The following is a 14,420-nucleotide window of genomic DNA, read 5'->3' as shown; positions in this document are numbered from 1 at the left end:
GAATTGCGCTTGTCCTTCATCGGCTCGGCGCAGAAGGTCGTCCACGTGCCTCTCCGCGACCGCCTGCTCGCCTGCCTCGTCGCCGTCTGCTGGGGGGTGAACTTCCCCGCGACCGCCCTGGCGCTCGAGCACTTCCCGCCGCTGTTCATGGTGGCGCTGCGCTATGCCCTGGTGGCGGTGCCCGCCCTCCTGTTCGTGCCGCGCCCCCGGGTGCCGCTGCGCTGGCTGATCGGCGTGGGGGTCGGCATCGGGATCCTCCAGTTCACCTTCCTGTACCTGGGCATGGCGGCCGGGATGCCCAGCGGCCTGGCCTCGCTCGTGCTCCAGGCCTCGGCGCCGTTCACGGTCCTCATCGCCGGCATCTGGCTGCACGAGAAGCTGTCGCTCCGCCAGTTCGCCGGCGTCGCGGTGGCCGTCGCGGGGCTCGCTGTCATCGCCGTCCACCGCGCGCAGTCGGCGGCGTGGATCCCCGTCGTCCTGACCCTGTGCGGCGCGCTGGGCTGGGCGATCGGCAACGTGTGCAGCCGGCAGGCGAAGGCGCCGAACCCGCTGCACCTGACGCTCTGGACCGCCGTGGTGCCGCCGCTGCCCATGCTGGCCGTCGCGCTGGTCGTCGAGGGGCCGGGACGGATCGGCCGGTCGCTCGCCGGTGCCCTCACGGTCGACGCGCTGCCGTCGGTCCTGGGGCTGCTCTACGTGGTCGTCGTGGCCACGCTGATCGGCTACGGCATCTGGAACGTGCTGCTGTCCCGGCACCCGTCGAACGTCGTGGCGCCGTTCTCGATGCTCGTGCCGGTCGTCGGCGTCCTCGCGTCGTGGCTGACCTTCGGCGAGGTGCTCGACCCCGTCGAGCTGGCCGCCGGCGTCCTGGTCGTCGCCGGAGTGCTGTTCGCCTCCCGGCCGGTTCAGCCCAGGGTGATCGGGTTGACGATGTCGGCGATGAACAGCAGCGCCGACAAGGCCAGGAAGACCCCGGCCACGGCGTAGGCGACCGGCATCAGCCGGGCGATGTCGAACGGGCCGGGATCGGGCCGCCCGCGCAGCCGGGCGACCGTCGAGCGGGCCTTCTCGTAGAGCGCCCCGGCCACGTGGCCGCCGTCGAGCGGGTAGATCGGCAGCAGGTTGAACAGGAACAGCACCAGGTTGACGCCGGCCAGCAGCGAGAAGAACGTGCTGATCTTCTCGCTGGTCGTGATCTCGTCCAGGGCGAAGATCTCCCCGGAGATCCGCCCGACGCCGACCACCCCGATCGGGCCCTGCGGGTCGCGCTCCTCGCCGAGGAACGCCGCGCGGAACAGCGCCGGGATCTTCTGCGGGATCTCCGCGAGCCGGTCGAGCGCGCCGACGACGTAGTTCCCCAGGAAGCCGGGGACCTCGGTGATCGACTGCTGCACGTAGGGCTGGGTGGGCCCGATGCCGACGTAGCCCACGACCTCGGTCTCGGTGCCCTCGGCGGAGGCGTAGACGGTGTTCTCGATCGGGGTGACGGTGAGCTCCTGCTCCTCGCCGTCCCGCTCGATGGTGAAGACGACCGGCTCGTCGGGGCTGCGCTGGATGGTCCGCTGGACCTGGTCCCAGCCGACCTCCGTCTCCTGGGGCACCGGTTCGCCGTCGATGGCCACGATCGTGTCGCCCGGGAGGAGCCCGGCCTTGGCGGCAGGGCTGCGCTCGGGCAGCGCGCACCCGGCGTCGCCGAGCTCGCACGTCCGCCCCTCGGCGGTGATCGGCAGCTCGCAGGCGTTCTCCTCGCCGGCGGTGTCGGCGCCGGCGGGCAGCACGCAGCCGGGCACCCGCTCGATCGTCGTGGACGGCTCGGGGACGCCGAAGGCGGTGAGGACGATCGTGAAGAAGAGGACCGCCAGCACCAGGTTGTGGAACGGCCCGGCGAACATGACGATCACCCGCTGCCACCAGGGCTTCTTGTAGAAGACCCGGTCGCCGTCGGTCGGCAGGACGTCGTTGAGCGCCTGGCCGCGCACCTCGGCGATGAAGCTGCGCATGCGGGTGGCGCGCTTGCTCTCGCCCTCCTCGGCCGGCGGGATCATGCCGACGATGCGGATGTAGCCGCCGAGCGGGACGGCCTTGATGCCGTACTCCGTCTCGCCCCGGGTGCGCGAGAAGATCGTCGGGCCGAAGCCCACCATGAACTGCGGGACGCGCATGCCGAACTTCCGCGCCCAGTAGAAGTGGCCGGCCTCGTGGAAGCCGATCGAGAAGAGCAGCCCGATCGCGAAGGCGACGATCCCCAGGACGCTCAGCAGCAGCCCGCTCAGTTCAGCCTCCGGCGATGACCGCCCGGGCGTGCTCCCGGGCCCACTTCTCCGCCGCCAGGACGTCCTCGACGCAGGTGGGGACGCCGAGGTCCGGCGCGTCGTCGAGGGTACGCGCGACGAGGTCGACGATGCCCCGGAACGACAGCCGACCCGCCACGAAGGCGGCCACGGCCTCCTCGTTCGAGGCGTTGTACAGCGCCGGGACGACACCGCCCGCCTCGCCGGCCGCCCGCGCCAGCCGGACCGCGGGGAAGGCGGCCTCGTCGAGGGGGAAGAACTCCCAGGAGCTCGCTCCTCCCCAGTCCAGCGCCGGCTGGACGACGGGCAGGCGGTCCGGCCAGGCGAGGGCCAGGGCGATCGGCAGCCGCATGTCCGGCGGGCTGGCCTGGGCGATCGTCGCGCCGTCGGCGAACGTCACCATCGAGTGGACGATCGACTGGGGGTGCACCACGACGTCGATGTCGGCGTACGGGACGCCGAAGAGCAGGTGCGCCTCGATCAGCTCCAGGCCCTTGTTGACCAGCGTCGCGGAGTTGATGGTGACGACGGGCCCCATGTCCCACGTGGGGTGGGCCAGGGCCTGCTCGACCGTGACGTCGGCGAGCTGGTCCGCCGTGCGCCCGCGGAACGGGCCGCCGCTCGCGGTCAGCACCAGCCGGGCGACCTCGTCCCGCGCCCCGCCCCGCAGGCACTGGGCCAGCGCCGAGTGCTCGGAGTCCACCGGGACGAGCTGCCCCGGGGCAGCGGCCTCGGTGACGAGCGCGCCGCCGGCGATGAGCGACTCCTTGTTCGCCAGCGCCACGGTGCGGCCGGCCCGCAGCGCCGACAAGGTCGGCCCGAGGCCGATCGAGCCGGTGATCCCGTTGAGGACGACGTCCGCGGGGCGGGCGGCCAGCTCCTCGGCCGCTCGCGGACCGGCCAGGATCTCGGGGAGCGAGTACTCCCCCTTGGCCCAGCCCCGCCGGGAGGCCTCGGCGTAGAAGGCGAGCTGCAGGTCCTGGGCCGCGGTCGCGCGGGCGACGGCGACGGTCCGGACGCCGAGGGCCAGCGCCTGCTCGGCGAGCCGGGCGACGTCCCCTCCCCCGGCGGCCAGGCCGGTGATCTGCAGCCGGTCGGGGTTCTGCTGGGCGACGGCGATCGCCTGCCGGCCGATCGAGCCGGTGGAGCCGAGCAGCGTGACCTGACGGGGTGAACTCACGGGCTGCATCCTTCCCGAGGTCGCAACGCGCCGTCGGCGCGCCACCTCGCCCGGTGTCCGGCGCCGGGGCCTGCCAGAATGACCGTGCCCGCGAACGTGCGGGACGAGCCGGTCGACGAGTGCCATCGAGGAGCAGCGCGTGAGCGAGACCCAGCGGGTCAACCAGCCCGGTCGTGAAGAGGGCGTCGTCCGCGTCGGTGACCACCCGGTCGAGCACGAGCGCCCCGAGGACTGGGGCTGGCACGGCGAGACGGGCAAGAAGGGCCGGATCGGCGCCTGGGTCGCCGTCCTCATCCTCCTGACCTACCTGTTCGGCAACCACGAGGGCCGGATGGAGGACCTCTGGATCGTCGGGATCGCCCTGGTGATGGTGCTGATCCTGGTGTGGGACATCTTCCGGCGGAAGAACGCCTGGCGCAGCCGGTAAGGACGAACCTGTCACGGGTTGCCGTTTGTAGGCTTTTGCCGCTGCAAGGGCAAAACATGGTCGTGTCTCTCTAGATCATCTAGGCCCGACCCGGCGCGGAGCTCGCTAGAAAAGGGCGCACCAGATCCGGAACTCTCCGGGTCGCCGATGCTCCGGAGCGCCCGATGCCCACGCCATTCGCCCGCCTCGCCACGACCACCGGGGTGGCTGCCCTCGTGGCGGCCGCGGGTGTCGTCCTCGCCCCCTCCGCGGCGGCCGACGTCTCGCTGCCCGCCCCCACCGTGGCCCCCGGCACGGTCTCGCCGGGCGGAAGCCTCACCATCTCGGGCACGGGCTGCTCGGCCGCCACCGTGGGCCAGCCGGTCACCGGCGTCGACGCCGGCATCAGCTACGGGCAGGCGGGTGATGGCAAGTCGATCACCCCGGACGCCCAGGGCAACTGGTCGGTGCAGCTGACCCTCCCGGCGACGCTGCCTTCCGGCAAGTACACGGTGTCCGCGTACTGCGGCACCTACAACGGCGACATCGCCTACCCCCAGGTGCAGGCCACCGTCGGTGCGGGCGCGGCCACCGTCACCAAGGCCACCAACGGCGTCGTCACCGTCACCGCGGCGCCCGGGCAGTCCCTGACGCCCGACGCTCCCGCGGCGCCCGGCGAGGTGCGAGTGCTCAAGCTGACCGGCTACGCCCCGGGCGAGGTGGTCAAGCTGGTGCTGCACTCGACCCCGCGGACCATCGGCACGTTCACGGCCGATGCTCAGGGTGTGGTCACGGCCCGCTTCAGCGTGCCCGCCGGCACGCCGGCCGGTGCGCACGAGCTGAAGGTGACGCGCGCCGACGGGAGCGTCGTGTCGTACCCGGTCTCCGTCGCCGCCGGCAAGCGGCTGGCCAGCACCGGTGCCGACGTCACGGTGCCGCTGATCGCCGGCTCGGCGCTCGTCGTCGCCGGCGCCGGGGCCCTCGTGGCCTCGCGTCGTCGCGCTTCCGGAGCTGCGCGGAACTGACAGTGCTCCCCACGTCCACGGACGCCGGCCGGATCCCCTCCGGCCGGCGTCCGTGGCGTCTGCGCCGTGCACGACGCGTCTGCCTCGTCGCGGCCGTGCTGGTCGCGGCCCTGCTCACCAGCGACGCGGCGGTGCTGCAGTCCCGGATCCAGCGGGTCGACGTCGCCCTCCCCGACGGAGCGGGCACCACCTGGGTGCTCCTCGGCACCGACTCCCGGGTCGCGCTGCCGGAGGGCGCCCCCCGCGCGCAATTCGGCACGGCCGAGGACGTCCCCGGTAGCCGTGCCGACGTGATCATCGTGGTGCACGAGGACCACGGGAGGACGACGGTGCTCTCGGTGCCGCGGGATCTCCAGGCCGACCTGGGCGTCCGCCGGATCCGCCTGGCGGTGACGTGGCCCGAAGGGCCGCAGATGACCGTCGACGCGCTCTGCTCCCTCGGGATCGCGACCGACCACCTGATCGCTGTCGACCTCGCCGGGTTCGCCGCGATGGTCGATGCGCTCGGCGGCATCGAGGTGGAGGTCCCGGAACCGGTCCGCGACCCGGCTGCGTCCCTGGAGATCCGGCGGGCCGGACTGCAGCGGGTGGACGGCCGCACGGCATTGGCGCTGGTGCGCTCGCGTCATCCCGAACGGCTCGTCGACGGGACGTGGATCCCCGAGCGCCCCGACCCCGAAGGGCGCTCGGCGGCCGCCGGCGCCGTACTGGCCGCGCTCGCGGCGGCCGCACGCGGGTCGGTGGCCCGTCCGTGGCGTGCCCAGCACCTGGCCTGGACGGCGAGCGGCGCGCTGACCGCGGACACCGGCACCTCGGTCGCCGACCTGGCGGACCTGGCGCTGACTGACGTGTCCGATGCCCAGGTGCTTCCGGCAGAGGTGGTCGACGAGGAGGGCTTGCGCCGTCGCGCCGACGAGGAGACCACAGCCGTGCTGGCCGCCGCCGGGATGTCCTGCTCCCGTTGAGCCGGATCAGGCGACGGCGACGCCGATCGCCGAGCCGATCGCGTACGTCACGCCCGCCGCGAGCGCGCCGAACAGCAGCTGCCGGAGGCCGGCGAACCACCACGGCCGCGGGGTGAACCGCGACGACAGGGCACCCGCGGCCAGCAGCCCCAGCCCGCCGCACAGCAGGGCGACCCACAGCAGCGAGGCCCCGAGGAGGTACGGCACCAGCGGCAGCAGCGCGCCGGTGCCGAACGTGAAGAAGGAGGAGACCGCCGCCGTCATCGGCGAGGGCTTGTCCTCCGGGTTGAGCCCCAGCTCGGCGACGACGTGCAGCCGCAGGGCCGTCTCCGGGTCGCGGGACAGCTGGACGGCGACCTTGCGCGCCAGGCGGTCGTCGACCCCGCGCACCCGCAGCATCTCGATCAGCTCGGCGAGCTCCCCCTCGGGGTTGCGCTCGAGCTCGCGGCGTTCCTTCTCGACCTCGAGGTCGAGCTGCTCGTTCTGCGTCTTCACCGAGGTGTACTCGCCGAGCGCCATGGAGATGGCGCCGGCCACGAGGCTCGCCGTCCCCGCCAGCACGATGGCCCGCGGCGCGGCACCCCCGCCGCCCACCCCGGCGACGAGCGCGGTGTTGGTGACCAGGCCGTCCATGGCGCCGAAGACGGCGGCGCGCAGCCAGCCGCCGGAGACGTCCCCGTGGCTGTGCTCGTGCGCCTCCGCGTCGGCCGGCGCCGAGTTCACGCGTCGCCCTCGGCGCCCAGCTCCACCGGCGGCTCGACCGACGGCACCGGCACGGCCACGCTGGGCACGCCCTCGACCCGGTCGGCGGCGGCCAGCTGCCCGCAGGCGCCGTCGATGTCCTGTCCCCGGGTGTCGCGGACCGTCGTCGCCACCCCGGCGGCGCGCAGCCGGGCGACGAACTCGCGCTGCGCCGGCAGGGGGCTGGCGTCCCACGGGCTGCCCGGCGTCGGGTTGAGCGGGATGAGGTTCACGTGCGCGAGCTTCCCGGCCAGCAGCTTGCCGAGCAGGTCGGCCCGGAAGGGCTGGTCGTTCACGTCGCGGATCAGCGCGTACTCGATCGAGTACCGGCGGCCGGTCTTGCGCGCGTAGGCGTCCGCGGCGTCGATGACCTCGGCGACCTTCCAGCGGGTGTTGATCGGCACGAGGGTGTCGCGGAGCTCGTCGTCGGGCGCGTGCAGGCTTACCGCGAGGGTGACGTTGCGCCCCTCGTCGGTGAGCCGGCGGATCGCCGGCACCAGGCCCACCGTGGAGACGGTAACCGAGCGCTGCGACAGCCCCAGCCCGTGCGGGGCGGGCGTGAGCAGCGCGTCGAGCGTCTTGCGCACCCGGGCGTAGTTCGCCAGCGGCTCCCCCATGCCCATGAAGACGACGTTGGAGAGCCGCCCGGGCCCGCCGTCGATCTCCCCGTTCGCCATCGCGGCCGCAGCAGCGACCGCCTGGCCGATGATCTCGGCGGCGGACAGGTTGCGGGTCAGGCCCTGCTGGCCGGTCGCGCAGAACGGGCAGGCCATCCCGCAGCCGGCCTGGCTGGAGATGCAGACCGTCGCGCGGTCGGGGTAGCGCATGAGGACGCTCTCGACGAGGGCGCCGTCGTGCAGCCGCCACAGCGTCTTGCGGGTCCGCCCGTTGTCGGCCGTCTGGTGGCGGACGACGGTCAGCAGCCCCGGCAGCAGCGCCTCGGTCAGCGCCTCGCGGGAGGCCGCCGGCAGGTCGGTCATCTGCGCCGGGTCGGTGACGCCGCGGAAGAAGTGGCGGGCCAGCTGGTCGGCCCGGAACGCCGGCTGGCCGAGTTCGGTGACCGCCGCGCGGGCCTCCTCGGGCGACAGGTCGGCGAGGTGGCGCGGGGGCATCCCGCGGCGCGGGGCGTCGAAGACGAGCGGAAGGGCAGTCATGGCGCCGCCCATGGTCCCACTAGCGTGGCCCGGATGGCCGAGCGCGAGACAGACCTCACCCCGCCGGAGGCACCGCTCGACACCGTCGGGGTCGGTCCGTGGGAGGGACCGTGGCCGTCCGCCCCCCGGTACGACCCCGAGCTGCTCGCGCACGGGGACCGCCGCAACGTCGTCGACGCGTACCGCTACTGGACCGTCGAGGCGATCGTCGCCGACCTCGACCGCCGCCGGCACCCCTTCCACGTCGCCATCGAGAACTGGCGGCACGACCTGAACATCGGCACCGTGGTCCGGACCGCCAACGCCTTCCTCGCCGAGGCGGTGCACATCATCGGGCGGCAGCGCTGGAACCGCCGGGGGGCGATGGTCACCGACCGGTACCAGCACGTGCGCCACCACCCGGACGTGGACGGGCTCGTCGCGTGGGCCCGGGCGGCCGGATTGCCACTGCTCGCCGTCGACAACCTGCCGGGAGCCCGGCCGCTGGAGACGGCCGAGCTCCCTCGGGCGTGCGTGCTGCTGTTCGGGCAGGAGGGCACCGGCCTCTCGGACGAGGCCCGGGACGCGGCCGACGGCGTGCTCTCGATCGCCCAGTTCGGCTCGACCCGGTCGATCAACGCGGGCGTCGCGGCGGGCATCGCCATGCACGCCTGGATCAGGCAGCACGCCGGCGGAGAAGTGCCAGCAGGCCGATGACCACGACGTCGACGGCCATGAAGAGGACCGCCTCCGGCTCGTCGTAGACGGTCAGCTTCACCGCGCTGAACACCAGGTCGAGGGCCAGCACGGCGCCGAGCGCCGGCACGACGCGAGCGTCGCGGCCGAGCCGGACCGCGGCGACGAGGAAGGCGATCGCGAGGGCGGTCGACCAGACGCCGACGGACCAGTCGCCCAGTCCCTCGGGGTCACCGCCCTGCTCGGCGGTGGCGAAGAAGAGGAAGTACGCGGTGCCGCCGAGCTTGAAGGCACCGAAGGCCCCGAGCAGGATCCGCGTGCCCCGGAGCAGGGCGGACCGGGTGCGGGACGGAGCGGCGACGGGGGCGGGAGCAGTGGTGGTGGGCATGGGGTTCTCCTGGGCGAGGGGTGGAACGGCGCCGGGAACGCTAGGAACCGGCGCCCGCCCGCCGCATCGATCCCGGGGCTGCTTCCGCGGTCAGCCCCAGGGCTGATGTCACGGGCCCCCGGCCGCCCTACTCTTCGGCCCCGTGGCCCCGTCGTCGCAACCCCGTCCGGCCCTGCCGCCGCGGTCCGACGTCGTCCTGGCCGCCGTCCTCTGCGCCCTCTCGCTGGTGCAGGTCGCGATCGCCCCCATCGCCCACCCGGTGGTGTCGGTGCTGGTCGCCGTGGGCTCGACCGCGCCGCTGGCCTGGCGGCGGGTGTTCCCCTCGACCGCGGCCCTGGCGATGACGGCGGTCTGGACGATCCCGACGACGGACGGCTTCCTGCTGCTCGGCTACGTCATCGCCGGGCTGCTCTTCTACTCCGTGGGCGCCTACGCGACGGGGACGTGGCGGATCCTCGGCGTCTGCACCGTCGGTCTCGTCGTCGGAGTGGTGCTGACCCTCCTGGGCCCCGAGCACCCGACCGCCGCGATCGGCGCGGCGCTCGTGGTCGTCGGCCCCGCGGCCGCGGGGCGGCTGGTCGCCCACCAGCGCGAGCAGAACCGGCGCCTGCGGGAGCTCACCTCGCAGCTGCTGCGCGAGCGGGCCCTGGCCGAGCGCACCGCCGTCGCCGAGGAGCGGGCCCGCATCGCCCGGGAGCTGCACGACGTCCTCGGGCACGAGGTGACGGTCATCGCGCTCCAGGCCGACGCCGCCGCGGCCGCGCTGGCCAAGGCGCCCGACCGGGCCGCCGCGCCGATCGCCGCCATCCGGCGGTCGGCCGCCGAGGCGCTGACCGAGATGCGCCGCGCGGTCGGTCTGCTTCGCGACGACGCGGACGGCGCGCTGCGGCCCCAGCCGGGGCTCGCCGACGTGCCGGCGCTCGTCGAGCAGCACCGGGCGGCCGGCGGTCCGGTGGAGCTCACCTTCCGGCCGCCGTCCCGGCCGCTGCACGCCAGCGTCGGGCTCGCCGGCTACCGGCTGGTCCAGGAGGCGCTCACCAACGCCTCCCGGCACGCGCCCGGCTCGCCGGTCCGGGTCTGCGTCGACGGCGACGGGCCCGCCGTGGTGGTCGAGGTGGTCAACGACGCCGGTACCGCGGCCGGCTCCCCCGGCTCGGGCTTCGGCCTGGTGGGCATGCGGGAACGGGTGCGCGTCCTCGGCGGCGAGCTGGACGCCGGGCCCCGCGCCGACGGCGGCTTCGGGTTGCGGGCCCGGCTCCCGGTCGACGTCCCGGCACCGCGATGACCACGGTGGTGCTGGTCGACGACCAGCAGCTGATCCGCGACGGCCTCCGGCTCATCCTCGAGCTGGCCGGGATGCAGGTCCTGGGCGAGGCGGCGGACGGGGCGGAGGGCGTCCGGCTGGTCCTGGACACCGAGCCGGACGTCGCCCTGATGGACATCCGCATGCCGGAGCTGGACGGCGTCGAGGCGACGCGGCGGATCGTCGCGTCCGGCAGCCGGACCCGGGTGCTGGTGCTGACCACCTTCGAGGGCGAGGAGCTGACCTTCCGCGCCCTGGAGGCGGGCGCCACCGGCTACCTGCTCAAGGACGCCGGGGGCGAGCGGCTGGTCGCGGCCGTGGAGGCGGCGGCCGCCGGGGAGATGCCGCTGGCGCCGACGGTGGTCGCCCGGCTGGTCGCCTCCTACGTCCGCCGGCCACCGGGCCCCGCACCCGGCGCCGACCGCCTCGGCACGCTGAGCGAGCGCGAGCGCGACGTCCTGGCGCTGGTGGGCGCCGGGCGCTCCAACCCCGAGATCGCCGCGGAGCTGTTCATCTCCCTGGCGACGGTGAAGAGCCACGTCCGGCACATCCTGGCGAAGCTGGACCTCCGCGACCGGCCGCAGGCGATCGTGCTGGCGCACGAGTGCGGCCTGGTCGGATCCGGCTGACCGGTGGCCCCGGGGCTGCGCGGGGAGCCCGCCGCCGCCAGGCTGTCGGCCATGAGCCGTCTCGCCGACGTCGACCTCTCGCTGAAGATGTCCAAGAAGGAGGGCAAGGCCGAGCTGAAGGCCGCCCAGGAGCGCCTGGTCCACCTGAGGCTGCTGCTCGGTGGGCAGATCGGCCCCGGAGAGCTCGGACCTCCGCTGCTGGTGCTGTTCGAGGGCTGGGACGCCTCCGGGAAGGGCGGCGCCATCCAGCGCCTCGTGGAGGAGCTCGACTCCCGGCACGTCCGGGTCGCGCAATTCGCCGCCCCCTCCTCCGACGAGAAGCGGCACCACTTCCTGTGGCGGTTCTGGCCCGTGCTGCCCGGCTGGGGAGGCATGGCCGTCCTCGACCGCACCTGGTACGGCCGGGTCCTCGTCGAGCGGGTCGAGGGCTTCGCCCCCGAGGAGGCCTGGCAGCGCGCCTACGCCGAGATCGTCGACCTCGAGACGACGCTGGCGGCGGAGGGCACCATCATCGTCAAGTTCTGGATGCACCTGTCCCCCGAGGAGCAGCTCCGCCGGTTCGAGTCACGGCAGGACGACCCGTACCGCGCGTGGAAGCTGACCGAGGAGGACTGGCGCAACCGCGAGAAGCGGCCCGCGTACGAGGCCGCCGTCGAGGACATGCTCGAGCGCACCGACCACCCGGCAGGCCCGTGGCACGTCATCGCGGCGGAGGACAAGCGGTGGGCGCGTGTCGCGGTGGTCCGTACGGTGTGCCACGCGATCGAGACCGCGCTGGAGGCGCGCGGGATCGACGCCGACCCCCCGCTGACCTGACCGGAGGCAGCACGCTGTTCGTCCACCTGATCGAGCCCGCCGACTGGCGCGCGGCGCTGGGCCGGGGAGCCGTGCGGCCGCCCTCCCTCGACGCGATGGGATTCGTGCACCTTTCGGCGCCCGACCAGGTGCACGTGCCGGCCCAGGCGCTCCACCCGGGCCGCCGCGACCTGCTGCTGCTGGTGGTCGACCCCGCCCGGCTGACCGACGAGGTGCGGGTCGAGCCCGGCGTGCCGGCCGACCCGGGGAGCAGGCTGTTCCCGCACCTCTACGGGCCGCTGCCGACCAGCGCCGTCGTCGCCGTCGTGCCGTACCGGCCGCCGGTCGCGCCGGTGCTCCCTGCTCCCGACGACGTGCCGGGCCGGACCCTGGCCCTCTACGCCTCCCTGCCGGTGCGGCGCGCCGTCGGCATCGGTGACGTGCCCGGCGGTGTCGCGGTCCTCGACCCGGACTTCGCCCATTCCCGGGACAACAACCGGCTGGTCCTCACCTCGCCGGTGAACGCCGACGCGATCGAGAACGCCGCCGCCGAGGTGGCCGGCAACGCCGGCTGGCCCAGCCGGACGGCGACCCTGCTGTGGCCCGGCGCGGACGAGGTCGCGGCGGAGCTGGGGCGGCGCGGGTGGGAGGTCGAGGAACTGCTCCTCATGGCCCGGCGGCCGGCCGTCCTCCCCGGGGCCGGGCGAGCCGAGGTGGTCCCGCAGCGCGAGGTGCACGAGCTCTGGGACGAGTCGTGGCGCCGCGACCTCGCCGGCCTCGGCCCTCAGCTCGACCGGGTGGTGGCCCAGCTCATCGGGCGCGAGGTGCTCAACGACCGGGTGCTCGCGGTGAGCGACGTGGTGGTCCGGGAGGACGGCCGGGTCGTCGCCGCCGCGCAGCTGCGGATCGACGGCGCGACGGCGGCCATCGAATCGGTCATGACCGATCCCGCCTCCCGTGGCCGTGGCCACGGGGACGCCGTCCTGGCGACGACCCTCCAGCTGGCCGTCGACGCCGGCTGCGACCTGGTGGTGTTGGAGGCGGACGCGCGGGACTGGCCGCGGGACTGGTACGCCCGGCGCGGGTTCCAGCCGGTGGGCACCACGTGGAGCGCCAACCGGCCGGCGTGAGCCTCAGACCGGGGCGAGGACCGACAGGAGCAGGTAGGCCACCGCCGCCGAGGGCAGCAGCGAGTCGAGGCGGTCCATGATCCCGCCGTGGCCGGGCAGCAGGTTGCCCATGTCCTTGATGCCCAGGTCGCGCTTGATCAGCGACTCCCCCAGGTCCCCGACCGTGGCCGACACGGCGAGGGCGGCGCCGAACACGAGCCCGCCCCACCACGGACCGTCGAGGCCCAGGACGACGAACGCGCTCGCGATCAGCATGCAGGCGGCCACCGAGCCGGCGAAGCCCTCCCACGACTTCTTCGGGCTTATGCTCGGCGCCATCGGGTGCTTGCCGAACATGACGCCGGCCGCGTAGCCGCCGACGTCGCTGGCGATCACCGTGGCGATGAACGCGATGACCCGCCAGGCCCCGTCGTCGGGGACGAGCAGCAGGACGGCGAACCCCGCCAGCAACGGCACGTACAGCGCGACGAGGATCCCCGACGCGGCGTCGTTCAGGTAGCCCGCCGGCCCGTGCCCGAGCCGCCAGAGCACGACCGCCAGCGACGTGAGCAGGAAGCCCACGACGAGCCCGGTCGGTCCCCTCGTCCAGGCCAGCCCCTCCATCAGCAGGGCGCCGACCAGCAGCGGGACGAGCGGCGGGTGGAACCGGCCGGCACCGAGTGCCTTCGTCAGCTCCCAGACGGCGACGAGGATCGCCGCGACGAGGACGGCGAGGAAGGCCGGCCGCCAGATGAACAGCGACGCGAGGATGAGCGCGACGAGGCTGACGCCGACGCCGATCGCGGCCCGCAGGTCACGGCCGGCGCGCCCGCCGGCAGGACGCTCGGTCACCGGCAGCACCTCCTCGGCCGCCGGCTCGTCCACCGAGGGCGGGACGACGGCGGTGGGCAGCTGGTCGGTCACCGGCGCCGGGTCGGCGGGGCGCAGCGGCGGGGCGGGCCGGTCGCCGACGATCGGCACCGGGCCGGTGTCGCCGTCCTCCGGCTCCTGCCACCCCCTCCCCTGCCGCCACGAGGCGCCGAGGGTGTCCGCGCTCGGCTCCGCACCACCACCGAAGCGCGGCAACGGCGAGGTGCCCGGCCCGGAGGTCCCGGGTCGGTCGGCGGCGGACGACGGAGTCACTGCGGTGAGTCAGGCAGTCGGCGGTCAGACCTCGAGGAGCTCCGACTCCTTGTTCTTCATCGCCTCGTCGATGCCGTGCACGTGCTGCTCGGTGAGGTGGTCGAGCTCCTTCTCGGCGCGGCGGACCTCGTCCTCACCGGCCTCGCCGTCCTTGGCGATGCGGTCGAGCTCGTCCTTCGCCCGGCGGCGGATGTTGCGGATGGCGACCTTGGCGTCCTCGCCCTTGGCGCGCGCCTGCTTCACCAGGTCGCGGCGGCGCTCCTCGGTCAGCTGCGGGAAGACCACGCGGAGGATCTGGCCGTCGTTCGTCGGGTTGACGCCGAGGTCGCTGTCCCGGATGGCCCGCTCGATCGCCTGCAACTGGCTCATGTCGTAGGGCTTGATGACGGCCATGCGCGCCTCGGGCACGGTGATCGACGCCATCTGCGGCACCGGGGTGTAGGCGCCGTAGTAGTCGACCATGATCTTGTTGAACATCGACGGGGCAGCACGGCCGGTGCGCACCGAACCGAGGTCCTCGCGGGCGACCGACAGGGCCTTGTCCATCCGCTCCTCGGCGTCGAGCAGGGTGTCGTCGATCACGGGTCTTCCCTCCATCGGCGATGGGCGCCGGCGC

At 74.2% G+C, this 14,420-nt stretch carries 16 protein-coding genes; 9 read left to right on the top strand and 7 right to left on the bottom strand.

The annotated features are described in order from the left end of the window. Nucleotides 1–45: 45 nt before the first annotated feature. A complete protein-coding gene (locus tag ACI78T_RS10150) occupies nt 46–987 on the top strand; it encodes an EamA family transporter (protein WP_456557965.1) in 942 nt (313 codons plus the stop codon). On the opposite strand, the gene ACI78T_RS10145 is transcribed toward ACI78T_RS10150, so the two are convergent. Beyond that, the gene (locus tag ACI78T_RS10145) at nt 906–2,228 is read right to left on the bottom strand and encodes a M50 family metallopeptidase (RefSeq protein ID WP_456557993.1); all 1,323 of its coding nucleotides are present in this window, start codon (nt 2,226–2,228) and stop codon (nt 906–908) included. The two genes, ACI78T_RS10150 and ACI78T_RS10145, sit on opposite strands and share 82 nt — an antisense overlap. Nucleotides 2,229–2,274: 46 nt before the next feature. Continuing rightward, nucleotides 2,275–3,480 carry a 1-deoxy-D-xylulose-5-phosphate reductoisomerase gene (dxr, locus tag ACI78T_RS10140; protein ID WP_456557964.1) on the bottom strand — a complete coding sequence of 402 codons (1,206 nt, stop codon included), beginning with the start codon at nt 3,478–3,480 and terminating at the stop codon, nt 2,275–2,277. A 130-nt stretch (nt 3,481–3,610) separates the two neighbouring features. On the opposite strand from dxr, the gene ACI78T_RS10135 reads away from it, so the two are divergent. The 3 genes from ACI78T_RS10135 (at nt 3,611) to ACI78T_RS10125 (ending at nt 5,867) form a co-directional block, all read left to right on the top strand. Further along, nucleotides 3,611–3,898 carry a DUF2631 domain-containing protein gene (locus ACI78T_RS10135; RefSeq protein ID WP_456557963.1) on the top strand — a complete coding sequence of 96 codons (288 nt, stop codon included), beginning with the start codon at nt 3,611–3,613 and terminating at the stop codon, nt 3,896–3,898. 164 nt (nt 3,899–4,062) lie between these two features. After that, nucleotides 4,063–4,902 (top strand): hypothetical protein, encoded by an 840-nt coding sequence (locus tag ACI78T_RS10130; protein WP_456557962.1) that lies wholly within the window; start codon nt 4,063–4,065, stop codon nt 4,900–4,902. 95 nt (nt 4,903–4,997) lie between these two features. Then, a complete protein-coding gene (locus tag ACI78T_RS10125) occupies nt 4,998–5,867 on the top strand; it encodes an LCP family protein (RefSeq protein ID WP_456557961.1) in 870 nt (289 codons plus the stop codon). A 6-nt stretch (nt 5,868–5,873) separates the two neighbouring features. Here the strand turns inward: ACI78T_RS10125 and ACI78T_RS10120 are convergent, their stop codons facing one another. Both ACI78T_RS10120 and rlmN read right to left on the bottom strand, forming a co-directional pair. Next, nucleotides 5,874–6,590, bottom strand: coding sequence for a VIT1/CCC1 transporter family protein (locus ACI78T_RS10120; protein ID WP_456557960.1), 717 nt, complete (start codon nt 6,588–6,590; stop codon nt 5,874–5,876). Then, on the bottom strand, nt 6,587–7,762 hold the full coding sequence (gene rlmN, locus ACI78T_RS10115) for a 23S rRNA (adenine(2503)-C(2))-methyltransferase RlmN (RefSeq protein WP_456557959.1): 1,176 nt from the start codon (nt 7,760–7,762) through the stop codon (nt 6,587–6,589). Before rlmN ends, ACI78T_RS10120 begins: the two co-directional genes overlap by 4 nt. Before the next feature lie 33 nt (nt 7,763–7,795). Between rlmN and ACI78T_RS10110 the strand changes: the two genes are divergently transcribed. Then, nucleotides 7,796–8,458, top strand: coding sequence for a TrmH family RNA methyltransferase (locus ACI78T_RS10110; protein ID WP_456557958.1), 663 nt, complete (start codon nt 7,796–7,798; stop codon nt 8,456–8,458). On the opposite strand, the gene ACI78T_RS10105 is transcribed toward ACI78T_RS10110, so the two are convergent. Beyond that, on the bottom strand, nt 8,418–8,825 hold the full coding sequence (locus ACI78T_RS10105; protein ID WP_456557957.1) for a hypothetical protein: 408 nt from the start codon (nt 8,823–8,825) through the stop codon (nt 8,418–8,420). The two genes, ACI78T_RS10110 and ACI78T_RS10105, sit on opposite strands and share 41 nt — an antisense overlap. Nucleotides 8,826–8,967: 142 nt before the next feature. Here ACI78T_RS10105 and ACI78T_RS10100 point away from each other — a divergent pair, with 142 nt between their 5' ends. From ACI78T_RS10100 to ACI78T_RS10085, 4 genes are read left to right on the top strand one after another with little or no spacing between them, the layout of a single operon-like run. After that, nucleotides 8,968–10,110, top strand: coding sequence for a sensor histidine kinase (locus ACI78T_RS10100; protein WP_456557956.1), 1,143 nt, complete (start codon nt 8,968–8,970; stop codon nt 10,108–10,110). Beyond that, nucleotides 10,107–10,757, top strand: coding sequence for a response regulator (locus tag ACI78T_RS10095; RefSeq protein WP_456557955.1), 651 nt, complete (start codon nt 10,107–10,109; stop codon nt 10,755–10,757). The genes ACI78T_RS10100 and ACI78T_RS10095 overlap by 4 nt, the downstream gene beginning before the upstream one ends. 51 nt (nt 10,758–10,808) lie before the next feature. Beyond that, nucleotides 10,809–11,573 (top strand): polyphosphate kinase 2 family protein, encoded by a 765-nt coding sequence (locus ACI78T_RS10090; RefSeq protein WP_456557954.1) that lies wholly within the window; start codon nt 10,809–10,811, stop codon nt 11,571–11,573. Continuing rightward, a complete protein-coding gene (locus ACI78T_RS10085) occupies nt 11,570–12,682 on the top strand; it encodes a GNAT family N-acetyltransferase (RefSeq protein ID WP_456557992.1) in 1,113 nt (370 codons plus the stop codon). The genes ACI78T_RS10090 and ACI78T_RS10085 overlap by 4 nt, the downstream gene beginning before the upstream one ends. 3 nt (nt 12,683–12,685) lie before the next feature. Here the strand turns inward: ACI78T_RS10085 and ACI78T_RS10080 are convergent, their stop codons facing one another. Further along, nucleotides 12,686–13,804: a phosphatidate cytidylyltransferase gene (locus ACI78T_RS10080; RefSeq protein WP_456557953.1), complete on the bottom strand. Its 1,119-nt coding sequence runs from the start codon at nt 13,802–13,804 to the stop codon at nt 12,686–12,688. 24 nt (nt 13,805–13,828) lie between these two features. Beyond that, entirely contained in the window at nt 13,829–14,386 is a 558-nt protein-coding gene (gene frr / locus ACI78T_RS10075) for a ribosome recycling factor (protein ID WP_456557952.1), read from the bottom strand. Nucleotides 14,387–14,420 lie beyond the last annotated feature (34 nt).

Source organism: Blastococcus sp. SYSU D00922, assembly GCF_054050495.1.
Note: the sequence above shows the minus strand (reverse complement) of the source record. Positions and strands in the feature narration are given on the sequence as shown.